At 45.2% G+C, this 17,673-nt stretch carries 26 protein-coding genes; 9 read left to right on the forward strand and 17 right to left on the reverse strand.

What is annotated here, in order from left to right; translation table 11 throughout:
- The first annotated feature begins 230 nt into the window (after positions 1-230).
- Both EAH55_RS14650 and EAH55_RS14655 read left to right on the forward strand, forming a co-directional pair.
- Entirely contained in the window at positions 231-692 is a 462-nt protein-coding gene (locus EAH55_RS14650) for a hypothetical protein (RefSeq protein ID WP_121810326.1), read from the forward strand.
- A 579-nt stretch (positions 693-1,271) separates the two neighbouring features.
- Positions 1,272-1,718 (forward strand): lipocalin family protein, encoded by a 447-nt coding sequence (locus EAH55_RS14655; protein ID WP_244228207.1) that lies wholly within the window; start codon positions 1,272-1,274, stop codon positions 1,716-1,718.
- Between the two features lie 375 nt (positions 1,719-2,093).
- Here EAH55_RS14655 and EAH55_RS31275 read toward each other — a convergent pair whose 3' ends face one another.
- The 4 genes from EAH55_RS31275 to EAH55_RS31405 are packed head-to-tail and all read right to left on the reverse strand — an operon-like array spanning position 2,094 to position 3,638.
- On the reverse strand, positions 2,094-2,522 hold the full coding sequence (locus EAH55_RS31275) for a molybdopterin-dependent oxidoreductase (protein ID WP_244228208.1): 429 nt from the start codon (positions 2,520-2,522) through the stop codon (positions 2,094-2,096).
- A gap of 32 nt (positions 2,523-2,554) precedes the next feature.
- Positions 2,555-2,788 (reverse strand): hypothetical protein, encoded by a 234-nt coding sequence (locus EAH55_RS31280; RefSeq protein WP_244228210.1) that lies wholly within the window; start codon positions 2,786-2,788, stop codon positions 2,555-2,557.
- Between the two features lie 8 nt (positions 2,789-2,796).
- The gene (locus EAH55_RS14665; RefSeq protein WP_317127582.1) at positions 2,797-3,489 is read right to left on the reverse strand and encodes an MsnO8 family LLM class oxidoreductase; all 693 of its coding nucleotides are present in this window, start codon (positions 3,487-3,489) and stop codon (positions 2,797-2,799) included.
- A complete protein-coding gene (locus EAH55_RS31405; protein ID WP_262707301.1) occupies positions 3,405-3,638 on the reverse strand; it encodes an LLM class flavin-dependent oxidoreductase in 234 nt (77 codons plus the stop codon). Before EAH55_RS31405 ends, EAH55_RS14665 begins: the two co-directional genes overlap by 85 nt.
- Before the next feature lie 174 nt (positions 3,639-3,812).
- Here EAH55_RS31405 and EAH55_RS14670 point away from each other — a divergent pair, with 174 nt between their 5' ends.
- From EAH55_RS14670 to EAH55_RS14680, 3 genes are read left to right on the forward strand one after another with little or no spacing between them, the layout of a single operon-like run.
- A complete protein-coding gene (locus tag EAH55_RS14670) occupies positions 3,813-4,667 on the forward strand; it encodes a COG1470 family protein (protein ID WP_121810328.1) in 855 nt (284 codons plus the stop codon).
- Positions 4,668-4,679: 12 nt separating this feature from the next.
- Positions 4,680-5,654, forward strand: a complete 975-nt coding sequence (locus EAH55_RS14675) for an ABC transporter ATP-binding protein (protein ID WP_121810329.1) — start codon at positions 4,680-4,682, stop codon at positions 5,652-5,654.
- Entirely contained in the window at positions 5,581-6,603 is a 1,023-nt protein-coding gene (locus EAH55_RS14680; RefSeq protein WP_208644851.1) for an ABC transporter permease, read from the forward strand. The genes EAH55_RS14675 and EAH55_RS14680 overlap by 74 nt, the downstream gene beginning before the upstream one ends.
- Positions 6,604-6,871: 268 nt before the next feature.
- Here the strand turns inward: EAH55_RS14680 and ssb are convergent, their stop codons facing one another.
- The 3 genes from ssb to EAH55_RS14690 all read right to left on the reverse strand — a co-directional run bounded on the left by ssb (position 6,872) and on the right by EAH55_RS14690 (position 8,525).
- Entirely contained in the window at positions 6,872-7,192 is a 321-nt protein-coding gene (gene ssb / locus EAH55_RS14685; protein ID WP_121810330.1) for a single-stranded DNA-binding protein, read from the reverse strand.
- 259 nt (positions 7,193-7,451) lie between these two features.
- Positions 7,452-7,688 carry a hypothetical protein gene (locus tag EAH55_RS30920; RefSeq protein ID WP_162996886.1) on the reverse strand — a complete coding sequence of 79 codons (237 nt, stop codon included), beginning with the start codon at positions 7,686-7,688 and terminating at the stop codon, positions 7,452-7,454.
- A gap of 315 nt (positions 7,689-8,003) precedes the next feature.
- Complete coding sequence (locus EAH55_RS14690) at positions 8,004-8,525, reverse strand: hypothetical protein (RefSeq protein ID WP_162996887.1); 522 nt, start codon at positions 8,523-8,525, stop codon at positions 8,004-8,006.
- 237 nt (positions 8,526-8,762) lie between these two features.
- Here EAH55_RS14690 and EAH55_RS14695 point away from each other — a divergent pair, with 237 nt between their 5' ends.
- Both EAH55_RS14695 and EAH55_RS31515 read left to right on the forward strand, forming a co-directional pair.
- Entirely contained in the window at positions 8,763-9,125 is a 363-nt protein-coding gene (locus EAH55_RS14695) for a DUF72 domain-containing protein (RefSeq protein WP_121810332.1), read from the forward strand.
- Between the two features lie 16 nt (positions 9,126-9,141).
- Complete coding sequence (locus tag EAH55_RS31515; RefSeq protein ID WP_121810333.1) at positions 9,142-9,276, forward strand: DUF72 domain-containing protein; 135 nt, start codon at positions 9,142-9,144, stop codon at positions 9,274-9,276.
- Positions 9,277-9,516: 240 nt separating this feature from the next.
- Here the strand turns inward: EAH55_RS31515 and EAH55_RS30925 are convergent, their stop codons facing one another.
- Positions 9,517-9,678: a hypothetical protein gene (locus tag EAH55_RS30925; protein WP_162996888.1), complete on the reverse strand. Its 162-nt coding sequence runs from the start codon at positions 9,676-9,678 to the stop codon at positions 9,517-9,519.
- A gap of 118 nt (positions 9,679-9,796) precedes the next feature.
- Between EAH55_RS30925 and EAH55_RS14705 the strand changes: the two genes are divergently transcribed.
- The gene (locus EAH55_RS14705) at positions 9,797-10,246 is read left to right on the forward strand and encodes a ferritin-like domain-containing protein (protein ID WP_091211766.1); all 450 of its coding nucleotides are present in this window, start codon (positions 9,797-9,799) and stop codon (positions 10,244-10,246) included.
- Positions 10,247-10,297: 51 nt separating this feature from the next.
- Positions 10,298-10,960: a flavodoxin family protein gene (locus tag EAH55_RS14710; protein ID WP_208644852.1), complete on the forward strand. Its 663-nt coding sequence runs from the start codon at positions 10,298-10,300 to the stop codon at positions 10,958-10,960.
- A 284-nt stretch (positions 10,961-11,244) separates the two neighbouring features.
- On the opposite strand, the gene EAH55_RS31520 is transcribed toward EAH55_RS14710, so the two are convergent.
- From EAH55_RS31520 to EAH55_RS14750, 9 genes are all read right to left on the reverse strand, one after another.
- Positions 11,245-11,379: a hypothetical protein gene (locus tag EAH55_RS31520; protein ID WP_394339776.1), complete on the reverse strand. Its 135-nt coding sequence runs from the start codon at positions 11,377-11,379 to the stop codon at positions 11,245-11,247.
- Positions 11,380-11,451: 72 nt separating this feature from the next.
- Positions 11,452-13,125 carry an FAD/NAD(P)-binding protein gene (locus EAH55_RS14720; protein ID WP_121810335.1) on the reverse strand — a complete coding sequence of 558 codons (1,674 nt, stop codon included), beginning with the start codon at positions 13,123-13,125 and terminating at the stop codon, positions 11,452-11,454.
- 82 nt (positions 13,126-13,207) lie between these two features.
- Positions 13,208-13,684, reverse strand: a complete 477-nt coding sequence (locus tag EAH55_RS14725) for a low affinity iron permease family protein (RefSeq protein ID WP_121810336.1) — start codon at positions 13,682-13,684, stop codon at positions 13,208-13,210.
- A 49-nt stretch (positions 13,685-13,733) separates the two neighbouring features.
- Positions 13,734-14,210, reverse strand: coding sequence for an ankyrin repeat domain-containing protein (locus EAH55_RS14730; RefSeq protein WP_121810337.1), 477 nt, complete (start codon positions 14,208-14,210; stop codon positions 13,734-13,736).
- Between the two features lies 1 nt (position 14,211).
- The gene (locus EAH55_RS14735; RefSeq protein ID WP_121810338.1) at positions 14,212-16,368 is read right to left on the reverse strand and encodes a catalase; all 2,157 of its coding nucleotides are present in this window, start codon (positions 16,366-16,368) and stop codon (positions 14,212-14,214) included.
- Between the two features lie 106 nt (positions 16,369-16,474).
- Positions 16,475-16,834 carry a DUF892 family protein gene (locus tag EAH55_RS14740; protein WP_244228211.1) on the reverse strand — a complete coding sequence of 120 codons (360 nt, stop codon included), beginning with the start codon at positions 16,832-16,834 and terminating at the stop codon, positions 16,475-16,477.
- Between the two features lie 213 nt (positions 16,835-17,047).
- Positions 17,048-17,350: a 2'-5' RNA ligase family protein gene (locus EAH55_RS31160; RefSeq protein ID WP_208644853.1), complete on the reverse strand. Its 303-nt coding sequence runs from the start codon at positions 17,348-17,350 to the stop codon at positions 17,048-17,050.
- 15 nt (positions 17,351-17,365) lie between these two features.
- On the reverse strand, positions 17,366-17,548 hold the full coding sequence (locus EAH55_RS31165) for a 2'-5' RNA ligase family protein (protein WP_208644854.1): 183 nt from the start codon (positions 17,546-17,548) through the stop codon (positions 17,366-17,368).
- Positions 17,524-17,667 carry a DUF2256 domain-containing protein gene (locus EAH55_RS14750; protein WP_121810339.1) on the reverse strand — a complete coding sequence of 48 codons (144 nt, stop codon included), beginning with the start codon at positions 17,665-17,667 and terminating at the stop codon, positions 17,524-17,526. The genes EAH55_RS31165 and EAH55_RS14750 overlap by 25 nt, the downstream gene beginning before the upstream one ends.
- Positions 17,668-17,673: the final 6 nt, after the last annotated feature.

The raw sequence follows: 17,673 nt of genomic DNA on the forward strand, positions 1-17,673 counted from the left end.
TTACACATGGTTTAAACCATGTACATATTTCTCAACTTATTTACATTCTATGATACATTCGTGCCTTGGAAATAGGAGCAAGAGGAAAAATTCCTAACTTACGATGGTAACCCTTACTAGCCCTTAATTCATAGAATTCCATTTCCTTTACTTCATCAAGCTATATGGTTACAATTCATCTGTAAAATTATAAACCATAATCTAAGCCATCTTTAATAATTCAGCGCGATATGAACAATGTTGGGATTTTAACAAGCGATACAGCCCTCAGACTGATAGGTCCGGTAACCACAGCAGATGCCCGAATAGTCCATCGTGGCGAAATTGTGGAATCGGTTGCACGCCGGAGCCATACAGGATTAAGTGAAATTTCAGGAAAAATCAGGGTTAGCCGGCAAACCATGTACAGTTGGTTTAAAAACCCCATTCTTGATATGGCCGATATTATAAAAATCGGCGCTGTAATTGAGCACGACTTTTCCGGGGAATTTCCCGCTTTAGCAAATGAGGAAGCGCTGTCTGCATTGAAAATCCAGGATGCCGATCCTTTACCCGGTGAGAGCCGAAACCAGGCTATGTATTATTGGATGGAAAAATACATCCGTCTGCTGGAAGGATATAACGAAATACTCTGTTGCAAATCGGACCGTTTCGATAGCAGCGGGCATAAGGAACGCAAGCCGGTTTACTAATTTTTGAAAGGGCAAAAAACGCAGAAGTTAAAATACTTTTTCGACAAAGCAGCTTATATTTTCAGCCGGGACAAACTACTTGGGATAAATACAATTTCAGACGGGCTTCGTGTGCTGAGAAAGATCCGATGATTTTCATTCTATCTGTGTTTTGCTGATCATTTAACATCATTTAGAAACATGGAAAAAGTCAATTTATATCGTAAAGTTGCCCGGCCACTCACGGCGCTGACGGAAGGCTGATTATTTTGAAAACGCTATAGCATAACACTTATCCTGAACAGCCATGGTTGATAAAGTTCTTGACGAGGCGTCACCCACTTGGTTGGTGCCCCGGGTCGTTATAACAGCGCGGAAAAAATCATTCATCATCTGCCTCATTTTAGTATTATCCGATAGGTCGTTTAACAAGCCGGAGGTAAATAGTTCACATCGGATAGCTAAACATGTTGGCGCTTCATCTGTTACACTTCAATGAAACAAAAAACCTGGAAGATCGGTCTCGCTGCTGGTGTGGCCGCGGCGGCTGCCGCAGTAGTATTGAATTCTTGTGTAACCATTCCAAAGGGCGCTAGAGCCGTGCGGCCTTTCGACCAACAACGCTATCTCGGTACCTGGTATGAAGTCGCGCGGATGGATTTTAAGTTCGAGCGTAACCTGTCTGATGTCAGTGCCAGCTATTCGCTTAACGATAACGGGACGATCAGGGTAGATAACAAAGGCTACAACTATGTCCAACAAAAATGGAAAGAAAGTATTGGGAAAGCCAAACCCGTCAGGGACGCAGGGACAGGCCGCCTGAAAGTATCTTTCTTCGGTCCGTTCTATGCCGGTTATAATGTCATCGCGATTGATCCGGATTACCGTTACGCTTTGGTGGCCGGCAATAACCTGAACTATTTATGGCTGCTGTCCCGGGAAAAATCTATGCCTGCAGCAACCCAAACTGCCTACCTTAAGCAGGCCCAGGCTTTGGGTTATGATGTATCTAAACTGGTTTGGACGAAGCATGAACACTCCAATTAAAAGGGCAAACACAGTCTTTATTTAGTGCAAACTGCCTTGCCGGTGTGTTGTTGAAAGCACATGCAAAACAAATACACCAAGACCCGTTACAGCGAATTACAGAGATTTCAACAACTCCTTAAAAAATTAAATCAGAACAGCCCGGAATGACTGCGAGAATAGTCCGCTGTTCTAAATTGATCGAACAGCAACAGGGATGATGCGGCTATGCCTGCAACGCTGGAAGACGATTCTGATATCTATGAAAAGGATTAAACGAATCAAAGCGGCCCTCCAGAAAAGGATCATTGAGTAACTGGGAGCAACTCCAAAACAAAACCAATGTCATTTGCAGGGTAACGGGTACGCCGGAATTAGCGAATGGCAGCGCTCTGATCAGTCGTCATAGCGGTCATTGCGCCAGGGGTATGCAGTATTGGAATAGCCGCGTTCTTCCCAGAAACCTAACTTATTTTCGGTGAGGAACTGAATGCGTTTGATCCATTTGGCACCTTTCCACGCGTAAAGTTGCGGCGTAATCATGCGGCAAGGGCCGCCATGCTCCAGGGGCAGCGGCTGGCCGTTAAAGGTGTGAACTAAAAGCACATCCGGCTTGAACGCTTCTTCCAGTGCGATGTTGGTAGTATAGGTGTCATAACCGTGGCAAAGCAAATGGGCGGCTTCGGCTTTGGGCAGCACCAGCGCGGCCAGGTCGAGCAGGCTAACGCCTATCCAGTGCATGTCCAGTTTCGACCAGTTGGTGACGCAATGAAAATCGGAAGTATCGTTGGTTTGCGGCAAGGTCAGAAAATCCTTCCAGGTCAATACCACGGGGTGCTCAACGGCGCCATCAATGGTCAGCCGCCAGCGTTCCTGCGAAATATTGGTATGGTAACCCAGGTCGAGAACGGGCCATCTGACTGTAGCATTCTGGCAACCGGAATGGTTGGCATGCCATACTGATTGAGTCTGCCTGAACCTTTTGGCAGGTCATCCGCCATCGACGGCGTAGACTGTATCTGCTCTTCGAAACGCGCTTTGCGTTTCATTCGCGCCTCGACGATACGTTCGAGTTTTTTTAAATCTTCCATATGCTAATTTATTCATTTAAAGCTTCTGCAAGCAAACGGTAGGATCTCAGGCGGGCTCTTTGATCGTAGATATGCGAGGTAGCCATCAATTCATTGATGCCCGAACGGCTGATGAAGTCATTCAATTGGGCTTGAATCGTGGCTTTGCTGCCAAAAAATGAATAAGTTAACATCTGCATGGCGGCTTCCCGCTCGGCAGCACTCCAGATGCTGTCCATACTTTCCACCGGAGGAGGCAAAGGTCCCCTCCTGCCGGTAATAATTCCCTTGAACAATTGCTTTAATGAAGTGGCCAGATATTCCGCGTCCGCATCGGTATCGGCGGCTACCACATTTACGCAAGCGATGACGTAAGGCTTGGATAAATACCGTGATGGCCTAAACATATTCCGGTAAAGTTCGATGGCCTTAAAAAAATAAGCCGGCGCAAAGTGGCTGGCAAAGGCATAAGGGAGTCCCCTGGTGGCAGCCAGCTTTGCACTGTCCAGGCTGGAACCGAGTATCCAGATCGGGATATTTAAACCCTCACCCGGAACGGCGTTAACGCCGTTCGTATGATCACCGGCAAAATAATGCTGGACTGAGGCTACATCCTGCGGAAAATGAAAGGCCGCATTCATATTCTGGCCACGTATGGCCAGCGCTGTTGCCTGGTCACTGCCCGGTGCCCGGCCCAGTCCGAGGTCATAAGTCCGGGATATAAGGTTTCCAGGGTACCGAACTGTTCAGCTACCACCAACGGCGAATGGTTGGGCAGCATAATGCCACCTGAGCCGACACGAATAGTTGCGGTTTTACCTGCCACGTGTCCGATCAGTAAACTGGTGGCCGAACTGGCTACGCTCTCCATATTATGATGCTCCGCGAACCAGTAACCGCATTCAATTTTTTTGTTAAAAAATGTTAAAACTATTGTAAGATTTTAAATAGGTTTTTTTATTTGGACCGTCAATTTTTAACTCTTAAACCATTTTTTTTTCAGCATTTTTTGAAAGCTATTATTAATCATTTTAGTCGTTGAATTATGTTATCCAGATTATCTACACCACCACTAAGCGTATTACGCCGGACAACTCTGATCTTTGTATCAATCATTACGTTTGTCCATGTCCGGGCGCAGCAATCTCCGCCCCAGTCCAAGTCAGGTTCCAGCTTCAGTGCAAAGCTCATTAACATTGAAGCGGCCACTAACGAAACCTTTCGTTACAGCACGACGTTGCGGAACGGATCCGATGCGGCGCATGTATATGACTTACAGACCAATCTCCCGGCGGGTTGGGTCATCACTTTTAAAGTCGAAAGCAGCCAGGTAACTTCAATCAATATTGATCGCGGCAAATCACAGGATATCTCAGTTGAGGTTAATGCATCGCCGGAGGCCAGACCAGGGAAATATAAAATTCCAATTCACGCCATAACCGGTAAAGATACCATTGCTCTGACGCTCGAAGCAGTGGTCAAAGGTACATACAGCTTAAGCTTAACTACCCCGACTGGAAGATTGAGTGAAGAGGTTACATCAGGAAGCCAAAAACAGCTTCAGTTGGTTGTAAAAAATTCCGGTACCTTATCCCTGAACAATATCAACCTATCCAGTCAATTGCCGGCTGGATGGGAGGCAACTTTCGAGCCTTCCAATATCAATGAGATAAAACCGTCAAATTCTCGGAACGTTATATTGACCCTTAAGGTCCCGGATAAGACACTTGTCGGTGACTACGCTGCTACTTTCACGGCTTCCAATAGCAGTACAAATTCCCAGGTATCCTTCAGGCTGGCCGTTAAAACATCCCTTCTGGCTGGCTGGATAGGTATGGTCGTTATTCTCCTTGCCGTCGGTATCGTTTATTACCTCATTCGTAAATATGGAAGAAGATAATTTTCTGTACGCATGAAAGATCCTGTTATACAACTAAGATCCCTAACGAAACGTTATGGCAATCACCTCGCGGTCGATAATTTGAACCTTCAAGTCCATAAAGGAGAAATATTCGGACTGCTTGGACCCAATGGCGCTGGAAAAACCACCAGCATACTCATGATGCTGGGTCTAACCGAACCAACAAGCGGAACAGCTACGGTTTGTGGATATAACGCGACGAGTGATGCCATAAAAGTAAAAAAGAAGGTAGGCTACATGCCTGACAGCGTCGGCTTTTATGATCACATGACGGCGTTGGATAACCTGCTTTATATCGGAAGGCTTAATGGCCTGCCTGAGCGGCAGCTTAAAGACAAAGCAGTACGGGTACTTGACGTAGTCGGACTAGCTGAAGCGGGAATGAAAAAGACCGCCACCTTTTCCAGAGGGATGAAACAGCGCCTGGGTTTGGCCGATTTGCTCATAAAGGACCCGGAGGTGATCATCTTAGATGAGCCTACTCTTGGTATTGATCCTACCGGCGTAAAAGATTTTTTGGCACTGATCAGAAAGTTGAGCCGGGAACAAGGCCTGACGGTTTTACTTTCCTCGCACCATTTACATCATGTCCAGCAGGTCTGTGACCGCGTCGGAATATTTGTGGAGGGGCGGGTTTTAGCAGAAGGTAACCAGGCAAGCTTAGCCCAGCAATTATTTGGCAAAAACGGCTACATGACCTCGATTGTCGTGGAAAACGACTTACCTCATCCCTGGCCGCTTGAAGCGATACTGAAAGCCTGGGAGGCCATCGATGACATTTCCTATCAAGGCAACACGATTGAGTTCAGGTGCTGCCGGAATATAACTCCGGCCCTGGTGCGTTTCTTCGTTGAAAATGATTGCAACATTATCAGTGTAAATCAAAAGAATTATGAACTTGACGATATTTATCAAAAATATTTTGAAACCGGCACAAGTAAAAGAGATTACAAAAAAACAGTCTGAAGCAGGTGCATTCGCCGTGATGCTGAGCAAGGAAATAACCGACCACATTCGCAGCTGGCGCTTCGTCGTTCTGATAGCGCTGATTGTGTTAACATTTATTGCGGCCATGTATAGCTCGCTTTCGAACATCATGCCGATTACCGGAAATTCACATGATCCGGACCACAATTTACTTTATCTCAAACTGCTGACGGTAACAGATAACTCGATCCCTCCTTTTCATATCTTTTTAAGCTTCTTAGCACCATTGCTGGGTATTGGCCTGGGCTTTGATGCGATTAATTCAGAAAAGAATAACGGAACGCTTATACGGCTGATGGCCCAGCCGGTTTACCGGGACAATCTGCTGCTCGCAAAATTTAGCAGCGCGTTGCTTATCATAAGCAGCTTATTTATTGTTCTTGCATTGCTGATGATCGGTGCCGGCCTCATTTTAACGGGCGTAAGGATGGAGCCCGATGAATTGTTTCGGATCGGAGGGTTTGTTTTCATCACCATCACCTACGTCGCTTTCTGGCTCAGTTTATCGATGATGCTTTCCATTGTATTCAGACAGACTGCGACTTCGGCGATCACAGCAATAGGGCTTTGGCTTTTTTTTACGATATTTTACCAGATTATCGTTAACCTGTTCCTAAGATCGCTGCTACCTGACACATCGCAGCTCACGCAAGAGCAGGCGATCAGTTACAACGATATGGTGTTGAATATTCTGCGGATATCACCTAACCAGCTATATACTGATTCTGTTACAACCTTACTAATGCCATCGGTACGCAGTCTGGGCCCGCTGACAATGGAGCAAATGGCGGGGGCGATTCCATCCCCGCTACCGTTCACGCAAAGCCTGATGATCGTATGGCCACAGTTTAGCGGGCTACTAGCCTGTATGACCTGCTGTTTCGCGTTGGCTTATTGTCTTTTCATGCGCCGGGAGGTAAGAAGTTGATAATTTAAATACCTCTCCTACAGCGAGAACATGGGCGGCGCTATTTCACGCTAACGAATTTTTAATGTCCGAGCGATGTCCGCAATTACAGGCGCGCTGGTAAACCCAATTTAAACTCTTAATTATATTGGGTGGGTACAAGCTGTTAAAATAAAACAGGGGTTACAAATTGTAACCCTGTTTTAATAATAAGAAATTCCGCAAAGTAATGGCAGTAGTGCAGTCTGCAAAAAAATTACAGCCTGGTTCCAAAAAGTTTAGGTCAGGATCAGGTCAGTATTTCGAAATGGTCTGCTGCAATTTCTGTTACATATCTTTTAATTCCAGATCGATCCGTAAAATTACGGGTACGGAGCTTACCTTCGATATACACCAATTGCCCTTTTATCAGTTGTACCGAACTTTCTGCGATGGATCGCCACATGACAATATTATGCCATTCGGTGACCACTTGTTGCTGGTCACCTTTGCAAATCATTTCCGAGGTAACCAAAGGGAAGGATGCGACAGCGTCGCCGTTATCAAGATGACGTAAATCCGGACCTTTACCTAAATGACCAATCAAAAACACCTTATTAATACCAGACATATTCAGCAATTAACATAAAAACAAACAAATTAGCAGTGAAATGTTTGAATACCAATATATTTTTAGCGCAATTCTTGTAAAAGAACAGATCGGAGAATTATTACGGCAAGAAAATATTTTATTACAATGAGAACAAGTTACAGCAACTTATTCAACATTTGTTGCTGCGTGATTCGATAATATGGACTTATGAATCTGAAAAATCGCTTCTGGTTTTTGCCGGCCTGAAAAGTATCGGCTGTAATCTCTTTGATATCATTTAATCTTTTTGAAGATCCGCAGTATTGCCTGTTTCGGTTTGACCGGATATACGAACGAAAAATGATATGAATGCGTTCATTGTTCCGGCGCCAGCCAACGTTATATAATCCTTGTTCAGCGGATTCAAAAAAGAATCATCGGTCAACGGATCAAAATAGACGCGTCTCGCTTGTCTCCCTGAATGAACAGCCCCAGCGAGTCTTCTAGCAAAACGCCGACCTATTGCTGTGTTCATAAGAAATCTCTTAAAACCTTTGCTGGCCGTATATTGCGCTCAGAACTTATGACCGCGCAATGAAGTGCGTCACTATTATACTTTAACCAGTCCTCTAAAAAATGCAGGAAGAACGCCCAGATCGGCTGAGGCAGTTTGCACTTATTCCCGGTGATGATATGTAGTTCCCCAAGGGTTTTAAGACAAACATTGGAACACGTGATAAATCGTAGCGTCTCAGCGATGATTTCGGCAATAACTTCATCCTTTTTCTCCACCAGCCACTAACGCAGGTTTACTAACTCCTTTTACAGGCGCTCTATCCGTTAAATATAGCTACACGCATGATATGCAGCTATACGCATGGTCTAATGCTTTTTTCCGCAAAGCAGTGCTGCCTTTATCCATACGCTGTAATAATCGGATTTTTCGCTTCAGGTAACGTTTCGCTTTTTCAGGCTCATATCGTAGCTTCCAGTCCATATTGTATAATAGATCCGCATATTTGATGGTTTGTGCAGTGGCGCTAACCTTACTCAGTCGCTTGTTCTCTTTTCGCCGTCGTTCTCTCTTGCTTAGTTTAGGGAAAGCTCCACTTGTATACTTATCAGTCAATTCAAGTACTAAAACCATAATAGTATTTATTTCCGCTAAACTGTAGGCACAGGAGGACAAAGCATCGATCAATTCAACATCGGTACAAATATGATCTTCGAGCATATCATGGCACAGGCCCGCTTCATAACCGAATACCGCGTAATTTGCTGCAATTTCGGCAACCGCCATTACGTGATCAATATAGGGCACATCACTTACGGGAATGATCTTTCCTCCATATTTTTTCTTCACCCAATTCAATAGAAATTCTGATTTACTAATCATCCTTTCACCAAAACATCCTGTATCCCGGCTTGTTGCAAAAATGTTTTTTTTATGGTGGGGCGGGTAGTTTGCAATTATCCATACCTAAGCGCGAATTTCCTTAAGTTCATGCAGACCTGGCGAGGCTGAGCTGTTGCGCGCTGCTAAAGAACAGTCTGGAAGTGAACCGTTCTTTTTAAAAACTGCCGAGAGCGAAAACTATCAACAGGTGGGTTGAGGAAGTTCCGCCTGGCTTTCGGTTCTTTTAAATTATGGAAGGAGATCACGCGTCAAAAGAACTTGCTGTTTTCTTTAGCTGCCTTAACAGAGTTTATGAACGCGATATCGCCTGCTAAGAAGAGACAGGGGACCTTACTGATCAAGTTTCCGCCCGGTGTGAACTACCAGGCGTCAGCCCAGTTAGATGAATTACTGGGCATGTTAACAAGTACTGATTGGCCATTGGGGGTCGAATTTCGTCTCCCCTCGTGGCATAACGGCCATACATATGAATTACTAAACAGGTACCAGGCTTGCAGCGTTTTACAGGATGTGCCTGCTTCTGCCTTCCCAACGGAACTGAAGGTGGACAATTAGATTTACCTTTGGTTTCATGGGCCAGGGCCGATACAAGGGCAATTACGGTGTTGATTTTTTTTTCGAGTATGCAACCTGTACCCGGGAATGGATAAATGAGGGAAAAACTGTTTATGCTTATTTCAATAATACAGCGGGTGCTGCGCTGTAAAACCTGCCATCCTCAAAACGTTTCCTTGTCCAACCTTAACTTGTAATCATGTCCATTAAAAGACGTGTTAATTCTATAGAAATATCCGAGTCATAACTGATCATTCCAGCCGTGAGTTTTTGACTTGTATTTTAACCGTTCTTTTTAAAATACTACCGAATATCAGCCAACAGGCTGTACCAGCCGTCAATGAAACTAATAGGATAGTTGATGTGGAAATTCTTTTCATGGTAAACTAAGTCAGGCAATGAATCCATTATTGGGTGTAAATACTTTGGGATTATTTTTTAAGAATTGACGTGGTGTGCCCGCAAAAATAGTCGCGTCACCGTCTATAAATAACTTCGAAACTGAACTTTCAACAACGGTTTTTGCTTTAGGGATCAACTTGAGGATTTTCATAATTATTAATTAGCGATTATCATACCATAAATAATTTCTTTATAATTAATTTTAATTAAAACCATCAAGCTCTCGGGACGTTGTATCAGATAGTAAATGTTCTATTAAAATCAAACCTATGGAAACCAAAACAACTTCAGTTCTTAACGAACTGATCGAGATCAACAATGACCGGATAGCCGGTTTTGAGAAAGCGATAGCAGATATTAAAGACGAAAACGTTGACCTGAAAGAAATTTTTCAGCGATATGCAGCCCAAAGCCGCGAGAACAGCCAGGAACTTTCCGCATTGGTTGGCGCGGAAGGAGGTGAGGTGGAAACCGGAACAAGCGTTTCGGGCAGCCTGCACCGTGCATGGATAGACGTGAAATCCGTATTTGGTGGTAATACGCGCGAAAGCATTTTATCAGAAGCGGAACGAGGAGAAGATGCTATCAAAAAAGCGTATCGTGACGCACTGGAAGATCCGGAGCTGAGTTCAAATGCCCGCGAGATCATTGGACGTCAGCAGAGTGGTGTAAACGCCGCTCACGACGAGGTAAAGGTTTTGCGTGACGCTTCGAAGTAAAAAAAACAGATTTCAGGAGCTGCCGAATGGCGGCTCTTTTTTTTAATATCAATGAAAGCATTATTTATCAATTGTACGCTTAAACGTGCGCCGAAATTCTCAAATACAGAAGCACTTGCCAAAAAAGCAGCTGGTCAGTTAAGGGAAAAAGGATTTGAAACAGAAATCATCAGGCTGAACGACTATAATGTGCTGACTGGAAACTCGTCCGATGAAGGCGACGGCGATGAATGGCCCGCCTTGCTTGAAAAGATCAGGGACTGCAGCATTTTTGTAATTGCCGCTCCTATATGGATGGGGCATCTCGCCTCTCCCGCCCAAAAAGTTATTGAACGCCTGGACGCGGTGTTTCGTGACAAAAACCTGATCGACGAAAAAACCGGCCAGTTCATGCCTTATAATAAAGTGGCAGGATGCCTGGTTACAGGCAATGAAGACGGTGCGCACAGTTGTGCGGCTCAGGTATTATGGTCCATGCAGGATGTAGGGTTTACGATCCCGCCAAATGCCAACGCCTATTGGGTAGGGCTGGCGGGCGGCGAAGACGATTATGTAGAAGCCGGAGGCGAACGCTACTTCTATACGAACAAAAGTCTGCGATTTATGACGGAAAATCTATCCTGGTTCGCCAAATTGCTTGCGAAAAACCCTATTGAAACCAATTTATTGGAAGCCGAAGCCAGCGCCAGGGCTGAGAGTGACGAGGATAAATAAGCGCTAATCTTGCTGATTCATCTTTAAATAGCAGAGGTATATTTCGTCCGCATAGGCATTTTCAACCGCGGTCAAGCGAATAATATGTCAGTGGGCTTTTGTGTCCGGTGTCTCCGGTGACGATAAATCTTCGATCCGGTAAATGTCGTTTACATCGGTCCCGTATTATCATCGATATGGGCGTTTGCCCCTTTAATCTTTTTATGATCGCTTTTTTGAAGAATCCGGTGATCTTACTGGCTTTAAGCGCAGGCATCCGGTCGTCTTGTACCGTCAATACCTTGTTATGCTGTTCTTCCGTATTCCGGAAGTATAGCTGCCCCGGTTGATAAAAAAACACGTTCGATATGCAAGCTATCACCAGCATCCCGCCTGAAATCGATGAATTGTTGTTTGAGGTCGCCAAGCTTTTCAGCTATGCCGAAAAAGAAATCATGCTGTTCGACATTTCGTTTCGGAGCTTTTAGCCCCCAGTAAGACCATAAATAATTTCATAAACTGTCAATAATAGCCTTAGAGGCCGCTTCACAAAAGTCCAGGCCAGAATAATCAGGGTTAAAGCCTCCGATGAAAGGAACGGCCATGATATAAATTCGTTCGTTCAATGCATTGAACTCATCAACTGCCTGAAAGCTGTCATTGATGCTTACACCTGGCACCGTCACGTAATAATGCCCCTGATCATAGCTAACTGCCTTTTGCTGACCAACAGTTGTTAGTTCCCTGCCTCTTTCCGGATTTCTGAACCTTAAACGCGCCGGGCTGAGGGTGCGGTTTTTCAATAGGCTTGGATAAGGCAATTCTTCGTATTTCAAATGAGGTTGACCGATGCAATCTACAAAGGTTTGATAATGGATGCCGTCGATTACTACGCCCCCATCCTCGCCCGGTTCGAAAGATCCATCTTCTCCTACGGCGTGAAGATCCAGTTTCCCAGCCTGGTGCATCGCCAGTAAAGTTTCAGCCGAGCTCTGTGGTACAAATGCGATCACAACAGAAATCAGGGGCATTAACTTTTTCTGCAACCGTAGCCAATCTTCTGCTGAAAAATATTTAGCGGGGTAATTCATGGCAAAGCTCAGGATGGCAAGCATTTCTTTCCAGTAAACGGACTCTCGTTTCCTGATAGACTGTTCTGCCTCGGCGTACTCCTGTTTCAACAATTCAAAAGGGTCAGCCTGCTCACGCTGTTCCATGATCCAGTCCACGAAGGTTTCCATATCCATATCTTTGATCTGCTGATAAAATTCAGGGTCCTGCTTTAAGATTCCAGCTTTAAAATTTTTTTCAAAAACATAGTCTAAAGGCAAAAAGCCTTCATTTTGGTCCCGTATCGTTTTTACCTCATCCACGGGCAACACCGTTTCTTTTCCCAAGTGTGAGTCTTCCAAATGAAACCTTACTGCGGGCAACAAACCGTTGCGGGAATACATGTCGATTTTGAAATTGGGGGTATCTGCCCTGAAGCATAACTTCCCGTCTATTTTCTCAAAGGTACCGTTATGTCTGCCTAAAGTCCGGATCGCGTCGATGGCTGTAAGTGAAGAACCACGTATAGCGACAGCGTGATCTGCTTTTATACTGATCTTGGCGGGTGGATAAGGTGAATCGAACCACCCCCTGACATTTCCTTCATTCCTGACCGGCCAAAGATGGCCCGTACATATGATGACCCGGTCAAAATCAAACTTGCGTTTGTCCTCCAGCAAAACCTTTACGTTTTTTTTTATTGGTTCATCAATGACATCAACTACTTTGCTTTTATAGTAAACCGTGGTTTCGATCCCGTTTTCCCTAGCCTGTTTGAGGAGGAGGTTAAACTGTTCATTCAGGTACTGTCCAAAAAGCAAACGCGGTAAAACTTTATAATCATTGAAGTTATCCGGGTCTATATGGTATTTGTCCAACGTATCCTTAGGGACTTTTTTGATCCAGTCAGCCAGGTCACTCATCAATTCCGGTATCTCGTTGCCGGAAACATTCGTTACATGTTCATCCGCAGCCCCGTTCTGACCATAAGGCATACCATAGCCGAGCCGGTCATCTTTTTCGAAAATGGTGATGGATAGTTCCGGTATTGCACGGGCTACAAAACGCTTGACGATGAACAGTGCGGAAGGCCCCCCGCCGAGAATAGCTACTTGTTGAAAACTGCTTTTGTACATTGGAAAAAAGACATTCAAGTTGTGATAAAGTGGACCTTTGATAAACAAACAGGTATGAACCATTCGTTTGCTTCAGCCGTTTTTAGTTTTTTCGTTTGATGTAGGACTGCCTTTTTTTAAGGCTTACAGACTTGTTACGATTATTTTCTTCGGCCGCATCAATTGAATGCGTACAGGTCAGGTCGTCCTCCTTTTCCGCCAGCTGAGAAATCTGCACATAAAACTTATGTAGCTGATCGAGTTCTCTTTCGGTCAGATTTTCTATGTCAACCATCCGGTTGCTGGTGCCTTCATGGGAAGCAATTAGTTCATTTAGTTTCAAATGGATCGCTTTGGAATCTTTGTTTTGTGATTTTTGGATCAGAAAAACCATCAGGAAAGTGATGATTGTTGTTCCTGTATTGATGATCAGCTGCCAAGTTTGAGAATACTTAGCGACCGGACCACTGGCTGCCCAGACGACCACTACTGATACGGCCAGGATAAATGCCGCAGAACTACCAGTAGCTTTAGTGGCCCATTCTGAAAAGCGTTCGAAAAAGTTTTTCTTTCGTTTCATAATTTGTATCAAGAAGCCCCGCAGATGGCTCCGCGGGGCTTTTAAGGCCTCATTGACTTTCTAAAATTTCGATTCCACTTTCATTTCCCTGCTGTGCGGCCAGATCAAATGCGCTGAGCCCTCTGTTATCCCTTAAACTCCGGTCAGCGCCCTTTGCTATTAATAACCGTAGCATTTCGTTGCGTCCGAACATGGCGGCGAACATCAGGGCTGTACCACCATTTCCATGCTGAATATCAAGGTCCGCACCATATTGGATCAGTAATTCGGCAATGACCGGAAATCCTTTAAAACAAACACCCATGAGGGCAGTGTTACCACCGGCATCTCCGGAATTAACGTCCGCACCAGAATCGAGTAGCAGCTTTGCAGCATCCCACTGGTTATTGTAACAGGCGATGATCAGCGGCGTATAACCTTTCTCATCACGAATGTCCACAGCGACACCCTCTTGAAGCAGGCGATTCAGGGTATCCAGGTCACCGCTCCGGGACGCCTGAAAAAACAATATACTATTAACTTCCATCTCAGGCAGGTATTAATCTTGATTTTTCAAGTTCCCAGACCCTATGCCCCTGGATGGCAGTGACGAAGTTCTTTATTAAATCGGGACCTTTAACGACACCCGGATCATCTTTTGCTTTTTCTGCAAAATTGGTAGCCGCCAATATCGTCTCTGTTCCGTCTTCAAACGCAATGGGCTTGCAGTGCTTGAATGCTTCGTTCATGAAATGCAAGGCATGGGCTTCAGTGTCCAAGCCCTTACCTCCCGCTACGTAAACTGCATCAAACAATACTGATGCAGTGCCAAGAAAACTCTGGTCGACTTCAATGCCATCGTTGACGATACCCAACTTCGGAGCGATAATTTCAGCAACCGCCCCTTCAGCTTCTAATGCCGCTTTGACAGCGCTAAGCGTTTTCGCGTTTACACCTTCTGATGCCAGGATCGCGATCTTCCGGCTTTTGATCGTATCTTTGACGGTAGCCGCCATACTCAAGGCGGGTGAGCTTGTTACCGAACTTTTGCCTTTCACAGAAGCATAATCCGCCGGGTCGCCATCTGCCGGCATATTTTGATTGAGTACAGGAACTTCAGGCACCTGTAGGCCAAGACCGTCAGCCACGATTTTGGCTAGTCCCGCATCGATCTGCAGGAGCATACCCAGTATCCGTTCGCGGATCGCGACCGTTTTTACTTTACCAAGTTCAAAGGTCAATGCGTCGATAATGTGGTTCTTTTCCGGTTGCGACTGGCTGTTAAAAAATAGTGTGGCCTGGCTAAAATGATCAAAGAAACTTTTATTCCTTGCTCGGATCTTTCGGGCCTCGATCCGCTCCTGGTAACTCACAAACCCGCCATCAGTTTCCTTTACCTGTTGCGGGTCATTATTGCCTAATGAATTTGGTCCATAGCTCGTTTTTCCCTTATTTATTGTTTGGCGCATGTGCCCGTCGCGCTGGTTGTTATGGACAGCGTTGAGCGGGCGATTGATCGGGATTTCCTGGAAGTTAGGTCCTCCGAGGCGGCTCAACTGAGTATCGGTGTAAGAGAATAGCCGGCCCTGCAATAAAGGGTCATTACTAAAATCGATCCCAGGCACGATATGTCCCAGGTGAAAAGCTACCTGTTCAGTTTCCGCAAAAAAGTTGTCCGGGTTCCTGTTCAAGGTCATTTTACCGATACGTTGAACGGGCACCAATTCTTCCGGAACCAATTTAGTCGGATCAAGGAGATCAAAATCGAATTTGAATTCATCTTCTTCCGGAATGATCTGCACACCCAGTTCCCATTCGGGGAATGCACCACTTTCTATGGCGTCCCAAAGGTCACGGCGATGAAAATCCGGGTCTTTACCGGAAATGTTCTGCGCCTCATCCCATGCGACGGCATGAACACCTAATAAGGGTTTCCAGTGAAATTTCACAAAACAGGCCTTTCCTGCTTCGTCGATGAACCGGAAGGTGTGTACCCCGAACCCTTCCATCATCCGGAGGCTTCTCGGTATGGCACGATCGCTCATTGCCCACATGATCATATGCGCCGATTCCGGTGTAAGTGAAATAAAATCCCAGAAAGTGTCGTGAGCAGAAGCGGCTTGCGGTATCTCATTATCAGGTTCCGGCTTTACGGCATGAATGAGATCAGGAAATTTCATGGCATCCTGTATAAAAAATACGGGCATGTTGTTACCTACCAGATCGAAGTTCCCTTCCTCGGTATAAAATCGCACTGCGAAACCCCGGACGTCCCTGGCCAGGTCAGTAGAGCCTTTCGAGCCCGCCACTGTTGAAAACCGCACGAATACCGGAGTTTCTCTTTCGGTTTCCAATAAAAATTTGGCTTTAGTAACGTTCGATACATTTCCATAGGCTTTAAAAATGCCATGCGCCCCTGATCCCCGTGCATGGACTACGCGCTCCGGAATACGCTCATGATCAAAATGGGTGATCTTTTCCCGCAATATAAAATCTTCCAGCAGGGTTGGCCCGCGATCTCCTGCCTTTAAGGAGTTCTGATCGTCATTAATGGCAAGGCCCGTATTGGTAGTCATTTGCGCTCCTGTAGCATCGGCCGTCTGAGGCCTTAAGCTTTCCGTTTTGGCGTTTTCCGGCTGCGGTGCAAGCTTTTTATCAATAACATCTTCGGTACCCTTTTTGGGTGGCGTATTTTTCTTTTCCATTATTTTCGGTTAAATGATATCCCGAGAAATGAATCGGGGTATTCTGATCAATGTATTTTAATATTCAACTTCGGCTTGACTGTTTACCAGCCCTCGGCACAAAAAGTCAGCGCTTCGTCAGTCGCGTTTTATTGTACAACGTTTTTTGGAGCAATGCAGCTACATGATCGCGGCCCATGTCAGTTGCCAACCGGCGAAACTTGCCGTAAGTAACAACCTCAGGATGCTCAACCTTTTGCGCCTCCGGTATCAATCCGAAGCCGCCGATCATCGTACCTTTTTCCGTTTCTCGGACGATTCCGTTAGCTTCTTCCAGAATACTTGTCATCGCATCGTAATTCTCATCGGCCGGCTTTTCATAGGGCAGTCCGAAAACTTCATTCAAAATGGTAATATGGCCATCGTTTTCTGCCATGTGTTTTTCAAATGCCTGAGCCGCTTCCGGTCCGGTGGTAATCATTTTCATTTTTGATAAGGTCTTCGACAGATGTTTTTCCGTTCAATAGATGTCTTTCAATTCATCTGCGCAAAATTCCTGGCATTCTGACGTTTCCATTCTATTAGTTTCTGATGCCGTTGTCATTCTTTTTACAAGATTATCTGTTCATTGAAGAAACTTCATTATTCTTAAATTGTTTGAAAATATTTATACTAGAACGAAACTCCAGCTTCTAATTCATTATATAAATTCATATCCGAAAATGTGCTGCCACGGACCTCCCAGGTACTCCCATAAATCCAGTCCGGCGGCATAAACGTTGAACGGTTTAAAACGGGCGTTTAGCCCGTTCAGCAAATCTTTGGATGCGGCCAGTGTCACTTTATTTTGTATAGTAATGTGTGGCTTGAATGGTTGACGGTCTTGTGGAATTAGTGCCTTCTGGAAATATACGCTTACTTGTTTATGCAACTCCTGCAATTCTGTAGAATCAATTTGGTACGCAACTCCCGCGCCGAGCTGACGTAAGCCAACCACTTTCATTTCAAAAGTGCGGTATTACAAACGCCTGAAATATCCTCCAGTCACCAAATCGCTCGGCAACTGGTGGAATAAAGTCAAATGCGCTTTAAGAAAATTACGCTCCTGTGGAAAATGCCTCTTCCGCATTTCATCAAAGAATGCCTGGCTTTCCTCATCCAACCTAAGCGTCAATATCAGTGTTTTTTTTTCCGTCTGCATTTCTCTGAACAGTATTTGACTTCTTCCCAAACTTTGTCCCATTTTTTCCGCCAATGAAACGGTTTGCCGCATGTAACGCATAGCTTCTGCGGTAAGTTTTCCTTTTTAACCCCTCGCATGCTTCC

It is taken from the genome of Mucilaginibacter kameinonensis, assembly GCF_003675385.1.
Classification (GTDB): domain Bacteria; phylum Bacteroidota; class Bacteroidia; order Sphingobacteriales; family Sphingobacteriaceae; genus Mucilaginibacter; species Mucilaginibacter kameinonensis.

Coding starts and splice junctions, on each gene's coding strand:
- EAH55_RS14650 (WP_121810326.1), top strand. CDS start 231: ATGAACAATGTTGGGATTTTAACAAGCGATACAGCCCTCAGACTGATA.
- EAH55_RS31280 (WP_244228210.1), bottom strand. CDS start 2,788: ATGGAAGATTTAAAAAAACTCGAACGTATCGTCGAGGCGCGAATGAAA.
- EAH55_RS31405 (WP_262707301.1), bottom strand. CDS start 3,638: ATGGAGAGCGTAGCCAGTTCGGCCACCAGTTTACTGATCGGACACGTG.
- EAH55_RS14670 (WP_121810328.1), top strand. CDS start 3,813: ATGTTATCCAGATTATCTACACCACCACTAAGCGTATTACGCCGGACA.
- EAH55_RS14675 (WP_121810329.1), top strand. CDS start 4,680: ATGAAAGATCCTGTTATACAACTAAGATCCCTAACGAAACGTTATGGC.
- EAH55_RS14680 (WP_208644851.1), top strand. CDS start 5,581: ATGAACTTGACGATATTTATCAAAAATATTTTGAAACCGGCACAAGTA.
- ssb (WP_121810330.1), bottom strand. CDS start 7,192: ATGTCTGGTATTAATAAGGTGTTTTTGATTGGTCATTTAGGTAAAGGT.
- EAH55_RS30920 (WP_162996886.1), bottom strand. CDS start 7,688: ATGAACACAGCAATAGGTCGGCGTTTTGCTAGAAGACTCGCTGGGGCT.
- EAH55_RS31515 (WP_121810333.1), top strand. CDS start 9,142: ATGGGCCAGGGCCGATACAAGGGCAATTACGGTGTTGATTTTTTTTTC.
- EAH55_RS30925 (WP_162996888.1), bottom strand. CDS start 9,678: ATGAAAATCCTCAAGTTGATCCCTAAAGCAAAAACCGTTGTTGAAAGT.
- EAH55_RS14705 (WP_091211766.1), top strand. CDS start 9,797: ATGGAAACCAAAACAACTTCAGTTCTTAACGAACTGATCGAGATCAAC.
- EAH55_RS14710 (WP_208644852.1), top strand. CDS start 10,298: ATGAAAGCATTATTTATCAATTGTACGCTTAAACGTGCGCCGAAATTC.
- EAH55_RS14720 (WP_121810335.1), bottom strand. CDS start 13,125: ATGTACAAAAGCAGTTTTCAACAAGTAGCTATTCTCGGCGGGGGGCCT.
- EAH55_RS14725 (WP_121810336.1), bottom strand. CDS start 13,684: ATGAAACGAAAGAAAAACTTTTTCGAACGCTTTTCAGAATGGGCCACT.
- EAH55_RS14730 (WP_121810337.1), bottom strand. CDS start 14,210: ATGGAAGTTAATAGTATATTGTTTTTTCAGGCGTCCCGGAGCGGTGAC.
- EAH55_RS14735 (WP_121810338.1), bottom strand. CDS start 16,368: ATGGAAAAGAAAAATACGCCACCCAAAAAGGGTACCGAAGATGTTATT.
- EAH55_RS14740 (WP_244228211.1), bottom strand. CDS start 16,834: ATGAAAATGATTACCACCGGACCGGAAGCGGCTCAGGCATTTGAAAAA.
- EAH55_RS31160 (WP_208644853.1), bottom strand. CDS start 17,350: ATGAAAGTGGTTGGCTTACGTCAGCTCGGCGCGGGAGTTGCGTACCAA.
- EAH55_RS31165 (WP_208644854.1), bottom strand. CDS start 17,548: ATGCAGACGGAAAAAAAAACACTGATATTGACGCTTAGGTTGGATGAG.
- EAH55_RS14750 (WP_121810339.1), bottom strand. CDS start 17,667: ATGCGAGGGGTTAAAAAGGAAAACTTACCGCAGAAGCTATGCGTTACA.